Annotated in this window: 12 protein-coding genes; 10 read left to right on the plus strand and 2 right to left on the minus strand. The window is 58.6% G+C overall.

The annotated features are described in order from the left end of the window. The first annotated feature begins 694 nt into the window (after window positions 1–694). From thrS to CFB40_RS17855, 10 genes are all read left to right on the plus strand, one after another. A complete protein-coding gene (thrS, locus tag CFB40_RS17810) occupies window positions 695–1,903 on the plus strand; it encodes a threonine--tRNA ligase (RefSeq protein WP_081053821.1) in 1,209 nt (402 codons plus the stop codon). Window positions 1,904–2,094: 191 nt separating this feature from the next. Continuing rightward, window positions 2,095–2,784, plus strand: coding sequence for a helix-turn-helix transcriptional regulator (locus CFB40_RS17815; RefSeq protein ID WP_174976017.1), 690 nt, complete (start codon window positions 2,095–2,097; stop codon window positions 2,782–2,784). A gap of 233 nt (window positions 2,785–3,017) precedes the next feature. After that, window positions 3,018–3,794: a hypothetical protein gene (locus tag CFB40_RS17820; RefSeq protein WP_059791120.1), complete on the plus strand. Its 777-nt coding sequence runs from the start codon at window positions 3,018–3,020 to the stop codon at window positions 3,792–3,794. Between the two features lie 2 nt (window positions 3,795–3,796). Continuing rightward, a complete protein-coding gene (locus CFB40_RS17825) occupies window positions 3,797–4,720 on the plus strand; it encodes a fatty acid desaturase family protein (protein WP_174976016.1) in 924 nt (307 codons plus the stop codon). Then, complete coding sequence (locus CFB40_RS17830) at window positions 4,713–6,086, plus strand: peptide ligase PGM1-related protein (RefSeq protein WP_059791123.1); 1,374 nt, start codon at window positions 4,713–4,715, stop codon at window positions 6,084–6,086. The genes CFB40_RS17825 and CFB40_RS17830 overlap by 8 nt, the downstream gene beginning before the upstream one ends. Window positions 6,087–6,090: 4 nt before the next feature. After that, window positions 6,091–7,302: an MFS transporter gene (locus CFB40_RS17835; protein ID WP_059791125.1), complete on the plus strand. Its 1,212-nt coding sequence runs from the start codon at window positions 6,091–6,093 to the stop codon at window positions 7,300–7,302. After that, window positions 7,299–8,453: a trans-sulfuration enzyme family protein gene (locus CFB40_RS17840; protein WP_089428664.1), complete on the plus strand. Its 1,155-nt coding sequence runs from the start codon at window positions 7,299–7,301 to the stop codon at window positions 8,451–8,453. The genes CFB40_RS17835 and CFB40_RS17840 overlap by 4 nt, the downstream gene beginning before the upstream one ends. Before the next feature lie 36 nt (window positions 8,454–8,489). Then, on the plus strand, window positions 8,490–8,876 hold the full coding sequence (locus CFB40_RS17845) for a GFA family protein (protein WP_089428663.1): 387 nt from the start codon (window positions 8,490–8,492) through the stop codon (window positions 8,874–8,876). 10 nt (window positions 8,877–8,886) lie between these two features. Continuing rightward, a complete protein-coding gene (locus CFB40_RS17850) occupies window positions 8,887–9,777 on the plus strand; it encodes a gamma-glutamyl-gamma-aminobutyrate hydrolase family protein (RefSeq protein WP_059791126.1) in 891 nt (296 codons plus the stop codon). Between the two features lie 573 nt (window positions 9,778–10,350). Beyond that, complete coding sequence (locus CFB40_RS17855; RefSeq protein WP_089431932.1) at window positions 10,351–11,475, plus strand: porin; 1,125 nt, start codon at window positions 10,351–10,353, stop codon at window positions 11,473–11,475. Window positions 11,476–12,876: 1,401 nt separating this feature from the next. Here CFB40_RS17855 and CFB40_RS17865 read toward each other — a convergent pair. Together CFB40_RS17865 and CFB40_RS17870 are read right to left on the minus strand one after the other, a co-directional pair. After that, window positions 12,877–13,329, minus strand: coding sequence for a glycine zipper domain-containing protein (locus CFB40_RS17865; protein WP_089428660.1), 453 nt, complete (start codon window positions 13,327–13,329; stop codon window positions 12,877–12,879). Window positions 13,330–13,545: 216 nt separating this feature from the next. Further along, window positions 13,546–13,740, minus strand: coding sequence for a hypothetical protein (locus CFB40_RS17870; protein ID WP_089428659.1), 195 nt, complete (start codon window positions 13,738–13,740; stop codon window positions 13,546–13,548). Window positions 13,741–13,799: the final 59 nt, after the last annotated feature.

Consider the following 13,799-nt stretch of genomic DNA (forward strand, 5'->3'; position numbering starts at 1 on the left):
AAAGACGACTTTTCTGAGAATTTTCGTGGCCAAGGACATCTTTTCTGAGACAAGAAGCATGCGGTGTTCTCAAAAAAGATGTCCAAGTCCTTGATCTGTATAGGGGCCAAAAGCCCCCTTTTCTGCGAGCCCACATGTTTGTGATGCGGCGATCTGGTCGCGCGACGTCCCGCAACATCTCCGCGGCAACGTTGCGTTCGGCTCGGCCATTTGCCCCGGCTTGCACGTTGCCCACCAGACTGTGCAACGATTCGTTATAACCGTCCTCGCCTCGCCTCGCATCGGCTTGCTTTTCCTTGATTTCGGGAACGGCCTGCTAGTGATCGCCTTTTCTGATTGCCCGCAACTTCCATTCCATGAATAAAACCATTATTTGTTTACTTTAAAGAGTATTTCATTATGCTTTCTGTGAATTTCATTTATTTTCCGTTTGAGGATTTTTAACGGATCATAAAATTTTGGCGCTGAATTTGGACTCGAATGTTTGTTGACAGACGTTGGCAGGTTGACTAGATTAGCCCCATGAACGCACTTTTCGTTACGACTACCGCGACCACTACCACGACCGCCAACGGCGGGCCGGGGGGAGGTTGCACGTCGTAAGTCAGTGCCTCAAACCATCCCTAAGCCCCGCCGGAAACGGACGGGGCTTTTTTGTGCTCCGTCGACCGGTATCAAGTCAACGGAGAACATGATGGACGATTTCGATCACCGAGTGCTCGGCAACAAACTCGATCTGTTTCATCAGCAGGACGAAAGCCCGGGCGCTGTCTTCTGGCATCCGCGCGGCATGGTTCTTTATCGGGTTGTCGAGGAATATATCCGAGTCCGGATGCGTCAGGCGGGCTTTTCCGAAGTGCGGACGCCTCAGATCGTCTCGCGCGATCTTTGGGAACAGAGCGGTCATTGGGAGAAATTCGGGCGAAACATGTTTTCACTCGAGAGTGACAACAATCCGTACTGTCTCAAACCGATGAGTTGTCCGTGCCATGTGCAGGTTTTCAAAAAAGGCAGTCGGTCGTATCGCGATCTTCCAATCCGATATTCCGAATTTGGGGCGGTCCACCGGGCCGAACCGTCCGGGGCGTTGCATGGCCTTATGCGTGCCCGTGCGTTCACGCAGGACGACGCTCACGTGCTTTGCATGCAGGATCAGGTCGAGGTTGAAGTCGCACGATTCTGTGTGTTGCTGAAGACGATCTACGCAGACTTCGGATTTGGCGAATTCGATGTGGCTTTGTCGACGAGGCCGGCGGTCCGTGCGGGTGACGATGCGGTCTGGGATCGTTCGGAAGCGATGCTGGCATCCGCTGCGCGCGCGGCAGGTCTCGATTTCGCGATCCAGGCGGGAGAAGGGGCATTCTATGGTCCCAAGCTCGAATTTCATCTGCTCGACCGCCAAGGACGAAAGTGGCAGTGCGGAACGATCCAGCTCGATTTCGTATTGCCGGAACGGCTCGGTGCGTCATATGTCGCAGAGGACGGTGCGAAGGCAACGCCCGTCATGTTGCACCACGCGATCCTGGGAAGCCTTGAACGGTTCATCGGTATTCTTCTCGAACACTACGAGGGATGGTTGCCGACCTGGCTGGCACCGGACCAGATCGTCGTTGCGAACATTGGGAAAGATGACCGCGAATTTGCCGACAACGCGGCGTTCGCTTTCGAAGACATCGGCTGTCGGGTGCTGAGGGATTTCCGCGCCGAGCGCCTGCCGCGCAAGATCTTCGATGCAAGGGAACTGGCCGCGCCGATCGTCGCAATTGCAGGACGCAAGGAGGCGCTGGCCGGAGAGGTGTCGTTACGAATGAGGGACGGGGAGCAGCACGTTCTGACGATCAACGATGCGCTCGCGTACGTCAAGCAGCATGCGCGCGTCCCGTCAGCGACGCGGGTGTTCTGATTCGACGACGGGGCCGTTTCCTGCTATCGCAGGCGGATTGAGGGCGCCTTGAGAATTCATCGAATCGATTTTCAAACATAAATTGATTAGTAATTCTAAAAATTATGAGAGAAGCCAGAGAACGCGTCATTCTATGGGCCGAAGGATGTCGTGAGTCCGCATCGTGTCGGTGCGGTGAGCGGATGCTTGAGATGGTGTTCAAGATCGGCGGTTGCACTTGCATGGACGAACTGGGCCGGATGCTGGTCGACATCGGACGCCTGGCGGGATTTGACCATGTCTGTTACCAGGACTATCGAATGACGGGCGGGACACTGAAGAGCGGCCGCACACTGTCGAACTACCCGGAGGCGTGGTTGTCCCGTTATCGGGAGCGGGCTTACCTGATGATCGACCCGGTCGCGCAGCATGCGATGTCGTCGTTGACACCGCTGATCTGGTGCGACCGGATCTTCGCGACAACCGAACAGCGCGAACTTCGAGACGGAAGTCGCATGTACGGGTTAAGCGACGGAGTGTCGTTTCCGGCTCACAACAGGCATGGCGATGTGGCGTGCGTGAGCTTCGTTCGACAGGCGCGGGCGTCTGACAACGGCGATTTGCCCTTCGCCATTCCGTCGTGGGGCGCACTTGTCGCGAATCTGACGCTCGACACGTGCCGCAGGCTGGAGGCGCTGCAATCCGATGCACCGTGCCTCAGCGCGCGTGAACTCGAAATCCTGAAATGGGTCGCCGAAGGAAAGTCCAGTTGGGATATCTCGCGCATTGTCGCGTTGACCGAGCATGGCGTGCTTCATCACATCCGCAACATCATGAAGAAGTTCGACGTGCCGACACGCCGGCAAGCCGTTCTGATGGCATCCAGATTCGGATTGCTGTAACGCGTTGGTGACACGAGACGCGAAGTGGACCGGGACCGTGCGCGCGCCGATGCGTCAAATCACGCCACGTCGGCACGGGGACTACAAGCTTTTGTAGTGTGAGACCGCATCGAAAATCGGCAAAGTGGTACCGACGCAAGCGACCAGATCGACTTCTGATCGCCATACTCGGCGGCCGGCACAGGCGTTTTGTGCCGGCCCATCACAATCGCGATGGTAGATGAGGTGAACGCATGGCTGATGTTTGTGACGAAATTCTGAACCCGGTCGTCGATGGGGAAATCGATTCGCTGATGGTCAGTCTGCGCGACGGACTCGATGATCATCCGTTCCGGCACGTGTCGTCGTGTGCTGCACTGGAAAAAATCTTTCCGCACTACCTGGCGATGTCGCAGGCGTTTCCGTATCTGCAGGCGGGTGCGCAAGTTCACGCCGTTCTGGATGCCATTCAATCGAATCGACCGGTGGCGCGAGACGTCGAAATCACGAGCGTGGTGGGAAATTTTCTCTGTTGGGACGAGACGGGTGGCGCATACGTCATCGAACGATACGGCAAACAGGGACTGCAGGGCATTCTCGATACCGGCAAATGGTTTCACTCGAGCCTCCTGAAAAATGACATCGAGAGACTGACAGGACGCGTCGCGGTTCCGAATTTCAGCGTACCGACGGGGCCTTATCTGACGAAACTACTTGCCGGACTGGGTGCGAAGACGGCGCTCGAGCGGTGCGCGAACATGGTGGCGTTCGAACTGCACGCGAATGCGATGATCGACGCACTTTGGGCGTCGACGAGTCGTTGTTATGGTGTCGACCGACAAGGACTCGTTTATTTTCAATGTCACGTTGGCGGTGATGATCCTGCCGAGGCGTACCACGTCGAAATGACGAGACGAATGATTCAGCTCCTTGTCAGCGATGACGAAATTCCTGAATTCGCCGTACGGGTTGCGCAGGCCGTTTCCGACAACGTGTCGTGGTGTGCGGCGCTTGTTTCGCTGGCTGAATGAACATGAGCGCCGAATACGGTCCGGATCCGGTGTTGCTCGAGATCGACGCATATCGCGCGCGGCGAGGCGGGCTCCGCGATGCAGCTGCGATTGCGAAGGTCGTTGGCGCGATCGCGGTCGTTAGTTTGGTGGCATGGTTGGCGTGCCGATCCGGAAACGCAATGGGCCGGATCGTCCTGATGCTTGCCGAAGGTTTTGTGTTGAGCGGGTTCCTGAATCTCGCCCACGAATGTCTGCATCGAAGCCTGGTGAGTGCGAAATCCGTCAACGCGATCATCGGCAATCTGGCTGCGAATGTCCTGTTCGTAAACTTCACGGCCTATACCGACAAGCATCTGAAGCATCACCGGTGTTTGGCGACGGAAGAGGACACCGAGTCGGCCTCCCGATTCGACACGTTGCGTGCCTATGCGGGTGCGATGAGCGGTGTTGGTTTTCTCGTTTCGAATCTGCGACTGAACGTACATCTGATCGCCGGAGGCGCACCGTCCTATCTCGCAACAGTGCGACGGAAAGTGCGAGCGCGCAACGAAGCGCGGTTCATTGCAGCATGGTTGCTCGCCATCGCGGCGGCAACCTGTGCCTGGCCGTCGGCATTGGTTACGGCCTATATCGGTCCGGTGTTTTTTGCCTACTTCTGGTTGATGTTCTTCGGACTACCGGAGCATTACGGCTGTGAACCGGTGCAGCCGCGTTACCTGGCGTCGAGAACGATGACGACTAACGGCATCGTCCGGTTTTTCATGTGGAACGCGAATTTTCATACCGAGCATCATCGCTATCCGGGAGCTCCGGCACCACTGCTCGCCCGGATCGGGGCGCACCCGAATGTTGGCATTCATCGTGAATCGTCTTATCTGAAATGGCACTGGCGCGTTTGCCGGGATCTTATCCAACGTCGGGAGCACGGGGCAACTCATGGCTAAACTCATTGTAGGCAACGTCGATAACGAGGCAATGATCGGGGATACGAAGCGTGCATCGCTTCCGCTTCGTCAGGTGTCAGCGATTGCGGCAAGGCGCCTCGTATGGCAGATGGCAAGCGACGACGTGGCGATTCTGCCGTCGCCGGTATCGGTCCCCATGATCGAGTACGTATCGGCTGTGATGAGGCGTAGTCTTTCCACTACGCAGATCGTGTCACCGTCTTCCGATATCTCCGATCCGGTGGTATTGACTTCCGACCGCCTGCTCGATGAAGCGACGCTCGCTGCATTGCGTGGCCTTCGCGTCGGTGGCGCAGGGTGGACGGTTTACCCGTACTTTCATACGTCATCGGTCGGGTTGCTTTGCGATCAGCTCGACATCGCGCAGCCCGTGTCGAATGGATCGCACTTCATGGAACAGGCCGGTGCTGAACTTTTGAACCGAAAGGCCGTATTTCGAGCGCTCGCGTCGGGTCGGGTCGGATGTGCGGACGGGCGAGTCTGCCGGTCGTTCGGTGAGTTCTACCTGACGCTGCGTGACATGCTTGCGAAGTATGCGAGCGTGATTGTCAAGCAGGATGTCAATGCCGGCGGTGACGGAAACATCGCAGTCACACTCGAGCGTCGCACCAGTTATCCCGGTGTCCGCAAGGTGTATGCGCTGACGCACCTGTCGGACGTCGATACCGTATTCGCCCGTGACTTGTGGTCGAGACAGACCGACACGGCGGGCAACTGCCAGGTGGTCGTCGAACGGTTCCACGAAGGTTCGGATGTCCTGTATGCGGAATATGAGATTGGTGCGGACGCGATTCGGCTTGTGAGCTATGGCGACCTGCGGATGGACGCTTCGGGCGACAAGCGGGGCAATGGCATGATCATGTGGACCGGATTTCAAATCCCCAGCCAGTTGTCTCCGGGCGTGATCGACACATTTCTGGCGCAAGGCGACGTGCTTGCGTCGATCTCCCAGCGCCTCGGATTCGTCGGGCGCGCAAATTTCGACGCCATCGTGACCGACGACGGCGAAGTCGTCTTTACCGAGATCAACGGGCGTATCGGCGGTTGCAGCCATCTTGACGCGATCCTGTGCGAACTGGTGGGGCCGGACTACCTGTCCACGCACGCCGTCGTGACGCGCAACAGGGTGCCCGCTCGCGACCTGCGTGCTGCGCTGACTGTCTCGCATCGACTGACGCAGCAGCGCGACGAAGCCGGTGTCGTCGTCCTTACGGAAGATATGGCGGGTACAGGCACGATCGAATACATGGTATATGCGCGCAATTTGTCAGGTGCGCTTGCGCTCGAGCGCACGTTCCAGCGCGAATTCGAGATGGCTCAAGAATCAGTCGCTGTACCGGGGTGAAACGATGGATGCAATCAAGTTCACACGGCCCTCGGCATGGTTCAGCGGCATGGCCGACGGTGTGCCGGTTTCGACGCGGATCCTGCTGAGTTTTCAGTTCCTCGTGAATTTGTCTGTGTTCGGGTCGCTTCCGCTGCTCGCTGCGTTCCTTGACCTGGAGCGTCATCTGGACGCGGGCAGCGTTGCCAGCGTACTGACGGTGAATTTGCTGGCGAGCCGGTTGTTGCCGCTGGTGCTGGGTGCGTCGACGGATCGCTTCAGCAGCCGCGTGCTGGCAACACTTGGTCTGATCTGCCGCGCCGCGGGATTTGTCGGACTGGCGCTTACGCCGTCGTTTGCCGGACTGCTGATGTGGGCATTCTTGTCCGGGCTCGGCGCTGCGCTTTACGAAACGACCGCGTATTCGATCTTCGGTTCGCTCGATGCCGCGGTACGTCCAAAGGTGTTCGCGCTGAATAACCTGGCGCTCAATCTCGGCGCGCTGATCGGTCCGGCGGTGCTGATCGTCGTGCCGAACACGGACCGGACGTTACCGTTTCTGGTAAGCGGCATGATTTTCGCCGTGCTTGCGCTCGTGGCGCCCTGGATCTCAGGACGGAGAGCGAGCAACGCAGCTGCGGTACATCCGCTGCGTGGTTTGATGATCGCGTTTGGAGACAGACGGTTCCGCCGACTGTGCTGGGCGCTCGTTCCGTTCTGGACGGTGTATACGCAGATCTACGTCTTCATCCCGCTGACGTTTTCGAACGGCTCGAGCGGCTATAACGGCGTCAGGCCATTCTACATAACGAATGCGCTGGTTGGCATTGCTACAGCTTCGTTTGGCATGGGCTGGTTTCAGCGCACGACCTGGCGATCCATGATGACCATCGGGCACGCCGCGATGTGTTGCTGCTTCGCGATTGCCACACTGCTGTTCGATCACGGCTGGAGCGCTGGTGCGTCGCTGGTCATTCTGATTGCCGTCGCGGTCGTCTTCACGTTTGGTGAAAGCCTGATTCTTCCTGCATCGAATATCGCGCTCGCCGATCTGACGACCGATGGCAACGCCGGCAGCTATTTTGGCGCATCGGCGATCTCGTGGGCGATCGGCGGGATGCTCGGCAACTTCATCGGCAGCGCCGCGGCAAGCTGGACCGTGCATACCCTGGGGTGGGTCGCGTTCATGGGCATCTCCCTGATGGGTCTACTTGCATTCTGGAGATGGCATAAATGAATCGCGAGCCTGTCACGGGGAAGGGCGCGACGGGCACTGCCCTGACCACAGTGAGCCGCGCGCCTGCCGCACATTTCGGCTTCGTCAATCCGCCCGTATATCGAGGGTCGACAGTCCTTTTTGAATCATTCGACGAAATGGCACCTGGTGCGGCCCCTTATCACTACGGACGCTGGGGGACACCGACAACGGATGCGTTGTGCGATGCGATGACGGAAATCGAACATGGCGTTGCCGCGCTCGTGATGTGTTCGGGACTGGCCACTATCGCGACGGTGTTGCAGACGCTGGCGGCTCCCGAGGGGCGGGTATTGATCTCGCGTTCGTCGTATCCGGCGGCACGTAAATTCTGCGACGAGGTGCTGCATCGACAGGGTGTATCGATCGACGAATTCTCGCTGGCCGATCCGGCTGAACTGGCGGCGAAACTCGATGAACGGACGTGTGTGGTTTACCTCGACCTGCCGGGGTCGTCGCATTTCGATATGTGCGTGTTACGAGACCTCGTCGAGATTGCCGGACCCGTTCCGGTCGTTGTCGACAACACCTGGGGCACGCCGTATTTCTTCAATCCGCTCGATCAAGGTGCGAGCATCGTCATTCACAGCATGTCGAAGTACATCGGCGGGCACGCCGATTCGATGGTCGGCACAGCGGTGTTTGCGAGCTTCGACATGTACGAGCGCGTGAAGAGCGTAAGCCGTTTGACGGGGCAAGCCGTCGGTGCGGACGACGCGAATTTGGCTTTACGAGGATTGCGGACGCTGGCAGTCCGGATGGATCGGCATTTTCAGTCCGCGTGCGATGTAGCGTCGTGGTTGCGGGATCATCCGCTGATCGAAAGCGTTCACTACCCGCCGCTGGTCGGCGATAGCGGTCACGCCGCATGGCGAACACAGTATTCGGGTGCGGGCGGTGTGTTTGCATGCGTACTCAAGGATGGCGGCGAGGGGGCGGTCAGAAATGCCATCGACGGTCTCTCGCTGATCGGGCGAGGCTGGGGCTGGGGCGGTTACGAGTCCGTCGCTTGTCCGACCACGGTGTCTCGAGACAATGCCAGGCGTATCGGTATCCGGTTGAGCATCGGGCTCGAAGATCCCGACATGATTCGACAGGATCTGGATGTTGCGCTGCGTGCAGGGCACCGATGAAAGGCCGTGTGTATTTTCTGAAACGAGGGGCGATCAATGACGGAAGCAACACAATATATCTACGGAAATTGCCACTGTGGTGCGATACGCTTTCGCATTCGATCGACAGCGTCGCGCAAGGTGATCGATTGCAATTGCTCGATCTGTTTTGCATCGGGCTTCCTACACGTTCCGGTCGAGCACGACGATTTTGAGTTGCTCGAGGGTGGCGAGAAATTGACGCGATACCGCTTCAATACGGGGATTGCGGAGCACACGTTCTGCCGAGTTTGCGGCGTGAAGCCATTCTATCGTCCGCGTTCTCATCCCCGCGATTACAGCGTCAATCTGCGCTGTCTGGATCTTGCAGGGGCCAACGCTTTCGATGTGGTTCCGTTTGACGGGAAGAACTGGGAAGAAAACATCCAGTCCTTTCCGCAATGACTCGGCCGCGATGCGACAACTCCAGGAAATGAAACCCGTCGTCGGCGTGCTGTGCTCGGCGGAGGATATCGAGATACCGGGTTGGGGGTGCCTTTCCCATCAGGCGGTGTTCGACCGATATCTGCAGGCTGCGACGGAGTTTGGCGGGGTACTGCCGCTCCTGATCGGTTCGACGGACGATATTGCATCCGATCGAAGTCTCGACACGCTGCTCGATCGTCTCGACGGAATCATGCTGCCGGGCGGCGCGAGCAACGTCGACGTTGCGTTTTACGGCGGCACGCAACCACACGTCGGATCGCTCGACAGGACACGTGACAGGATGGCGATTCGTGTCGTCCGGGAGGCCATGGCATCGGGGCGCCCGGTGTTCGGGATATGCCGCGGCATGCAAGAGATCAATGTCGCGTTGGGCGGCACCCTTTGCGCGACACTTCACGACGAGCCAGGGAGACGGGATCACCGGGCGAATCGCACTCTGGCTTTCGAGGAGCGCTATCGGGACGTTCATGCGGTCGAGTTGGTGAGCGGCGGCTGGCTTGACGAGGCGATTCGGACAATGTCGCCGGATTGTCGGCGCGCTCATGTGAACTCGTTGCATGGGCAGGGCATTGCCGCCCTGGCGAACGGATTGAGTGTCGATGCATATGCCGACGACGGCACCATCGAGGCGGTGTCGCATATCAGGGCACCGATCTTCGGTGTGCAGTGGCATCCTGAGTGGTATGTGCGGGATAGTGTGTTGAACCGTGCAGTCTGGGCGCGGTTCGGTCGCGAATGTGCAACCTATTTGCGCCGTCGATTCGACGCCCAGTCCTGTCGGGATACGCCGACGGGGGCGGGCAACATTCTCAAAGACAACTTTTCCGAGAATATCCGGGGCCACGGACATCTTTTCTGAGACGAAGGACAGGCAGTCTTCTCAGAAAAGATGTCCAAGTCCTTGAACTGTCTAGGGGGCCAAAGACACCTTTTCTGAGAGCCCACATGTGGGGTCGAGTTTTTCGGCACTCGCTCGCGTTCCTCATCCACTGAGGCCGTCAGACCCTCGAGGCATGAATCAACCGTTCCCGAGTGAGCGCGTCGGGATGAAGCCGATCAAGCCGGGCGCGAACAAGCGACCCGGTGCGCCCGAGAATTGTTGAGATTGTGTGGCGTAGTTTTTTGACTACTGTCAAGGCCTTCGTATAAGAAAAATCGCGGCAAAGATACCGTATGAATATTCACGCCGGCACGCAAAAAAATCATTTAATAACATCGGCTTGCGTATTTGTATGAGTTTTCTGTTGTGAGAAAAGAAATACACAATTTCTATTTCTTCGTGGGGCTCGTTGCTTTCACTGCTCTTACACTCGCGATTCCCCAAACGGGCATCTATCCGGGCATGACCGACAGAACAAGGTCCCCGGGCGGTTGCAGACCGTTTATGAACAAGGTCGCGAGACCTGCATCTTTTTAGAAGGGAGCACCACGAATGAACAAGACCCTGATCGTTGCAGCAGCTGCGGCATCGTTCGCTACCGTCGCTCACGCGCAAAGCAGCGTGACGCTGTACGGCGTGCTGGACGCAGGCATCACCTACCAAAGCAACGTCCAGACCGCATCGGGCCAAGGCAAGTCGCGCTTCTCGATGGGTTCGGGCATTGACCAGAGCCGTTTCGGCCTGCGTGGCTCGGAAGATCTCGGTGGTGGCCTGAAGGCGATCTTCACGTTGGAAAGCGGCTTCAACATCGGTAACGGCAAGTTCGCGAACGGCAACGGCGGCATGTTCAACCGCCAGGCATTCGTCGGCCTGTCGAGCCAGTACGGCACCGTCACGCTGGGTAAGCAATACGACGCGACGCAAGACTACCTGGCACCGCTGACGGCAACGGGCTCGTGGGGCGGCACGTACTTCGCGCACCCGCTGAACAATGACCGCCTGAGCACGAACGGCGACGTCGCGCTGAACAACACGATCAAGTACACGAGCGTGAACTATGCCGGCCTGCAATTCGGCGGCACGTACTCGTTCTCGAACAGCACGAACTTTGCGAACAACCGTGCATACAGCGCTGGCGTGTCGTACCAGTTTGAAGGCCTGAAGCTGGGTGCGGCGTACTCGCAAGCGAACAACGCTGGCCTGTCCACGTCGGGCGCGGTGAACCCGTCCGTCGACACGAGCGGCAACGCGTTCGGCATTCAGGGCCGCACGCGTACGTATGGTATTGCCGCGGCCTATGCATTCGGTCCGGCTCAAGTCGGCGCGGCATGGACGCAATCGCGTCTCGACAACCAGACGAACGGCCTGGGTACGCTGCGCGCGGACAACTACGAAGTCAACGCGAAGTACAACCTGACGCCGGCCCTCGGCCTGGGCGCAGCCTATACGTACACGAACGCGAAGCAGAACGGCAACAGCACGCACTGGAATCAGTTCGGCGTGCAAGCTGATTACTTCCTGTCGAAGCGTACGGACGTCTACGCTCAGGCGGTGTACCAGCGTGGTACGAAGGGCGCCGGTTTGGGCGCATCGATCTACAACGGCGACATCAACGCGTTCCCGAGCTCGAAGGTCAGCCAAACCGCCGCAACGGTTGGCCTGCGTCACCGCTTCTAAGCGTGACGGCTGGCTAGTCAGTTCCGAAAAAGCGCCTTCGGGCGCTTTTTTTTGATGTCTGAATTGGATTCTTGAAAATCATCAGTATTGCGAAACGATGGAGAATTGTCGATTTTGGCGGGAATGTGACGGCGGAGTGAGGGAGCATGCTTGAGAGGTTGCGACAGTGCGTTGCCCAATATGGCTGGCAATGTTTGGCGAGCGAGTGGCTGGGTGTCAATTCACGTCATCCGTTCGCTTGCGCTCGTGGGCACGTTTTCGAGCGCGTGGCATTGACCCTGCTCTATCGAAATGGCGGTGCACCGGTCTGCATATCCTGTCAGCAGGAAGATATTCGTGATAGATGGTTGGCGAAATTGGCAGAGCGAGGAGGGACGCTTCTGAATGGTCCATTCATTGGATTATTCGCGCGTTACCAAATTCGTTGCGCAGCGGGGCACGAGTGGAGCGTGGAGGGAAGGAAGATCAGTGAGGGGCGTTGGTGTCCGAGCTGCGCGCATGGTGACGCGACGCGGCGAAGCTGCTGTTCGGAGGGGTTGGCCCGGCTTCACGCGAAAGCACAAGAGAGAAACGGGAAATGTCTTTCGGCTCACTATACGATCGAGAGTCGTCTATATCGATTCGAATGTGCAAAGGGGCATCGTTGGGAAGCGAGGGCAAACGATATCTTCCGGGGAACCTGGTGTGGTCGTTGCGCAAAATTGACCTCCTCCGGGCAGGTTGATCCCAATGGCTTGGCACGTCTGCAGGCGGCCGCCCGGGAAAAGGGAGGCGTTTGTTTGGCAGATGCCTATGTAGGTTCAGCCGAAAAATACCCTTTTCGTTGCGCGGTGGGACACGAATGGGTGGCAATAGCGAGTCAGATTTGGCTCGGACGCTGGTGTCGGCAATGTACGGGCCTCAAATTGCGTCAGACAATTGATGACATGCGAGCGCTTGCGGCCGCCCGTGGTGGACTGTGTTTGTCGACGGAGTATCAGGGGCGGCGGACCAAATTGACTTGGCAATGCCATCGCGGCCACGTCTGGGAGTCTCGGCCGATCAATATCAGTGCGGGAACATGGTGCCCGCAATGTGCGATTACTAACCGCACTCGCCGTAGAGACAATTGAGCGCGATACCGGCCTTAACGCTTCAGGACATGCGTATCCCGGTTGGCAACAGTACAGATCCCGCACAGCCCACCGTTACCGCGAAGTGCGGCCACGTCGACCAGACGGTTCCCTTGCACAATGCTCATCTCCCCCGTGCAAGACACGACATGAATGATGATGCGGTCTGCGCGAACTCGGCGGGCGCGCCGACAGCGAAATTGCACCGTGTGACGTGACAGGCGGAACGCGCATTTCAATTCATCGCATGCGCGTTCGCCAGGCGTCAATGAACGGTTCGGTAAGCGCTTTAGTCGTAGTACGCGTCGTCGTAGCGATGCTTGTTGCGACGCATCCTGCGCATGTTGTCGCGGTCTCGCGCGTCGTCACGCTCCCGCGCGTTGCGGCTGAGGTTGCCCCCCAACGCCGCGCCGCCGCCACCGCCGAGCGCCGCGCCGAGGAGCCCGCCGTTGCGGCCGCCCATCGCATGGCCGGCCGCGGTGCCCGCGCCGCCGCCGAGTGCGCCGCCAATGATTGCGCCGTCGCGCTCGTCGCGGTTCGCCGCGATCGCGCCGCCGGCGCCACCGCCGATCGCGCCACCCACCACCGCGCCGGTGCGGCCGCCCAGTGCGTCGCCGACGGTTGCGCCGGCGACACCGCCCAGCGCACCGCCGAGCGCGTTGTCCCAGTTGTCCGCCGCGGCCGGCAATGAAATCACCGCGGCCGCGGTGACGATGAATGCGGAGGCGATCTTCTTCAACATGCGAATGCTCTTCCTTGTGCTCAATCTGAAGTCCGGTTTCTTGCGTTGCTGCCGATTCGTTTCAACGAGTCATTTCAACGAGTCATTTCAACGAAAGGCCGGCGAAAGATAGCACTCCCATTCAAACCCGGTTCGCCATTGTCGTAACAGATTGTGTGCGCCCGGAAGGCCCCTTCGGCATCGCTACTTTTTTATTCCGAATCCATTGTTTCTCCATCAAACCGCACAAAGACGTCCATCGACGCCAGGCTCTCGCGGGACGCCGGCGATTTCACGCACGTCGATTTCGAGATCGCACCGCGCCTTCGAGCAGCACAGCAGCGCGAGGCCGCGGGTGCGCTCGTCATTGGACAGCGCCCAGATTGCACGCCGGAAGCAGATGCGCGATCGGACCGTTGCTTTGCGCTTCACTGCCTCGCCTCAGTTTCAGCCATTCACAGCGGGGAATGTGTGCGTCCATACGCGTTCTT

The organism is Burkholderia sp. AU31652 (assembly GCF_002223155.1).
In the GTDB taxonomy this organism is placed as follows: Bacteria; Pseudomonadota; Gammaproteobacteria; order Burkholderiales; family Burkholderiaceae; genus Burkholderia.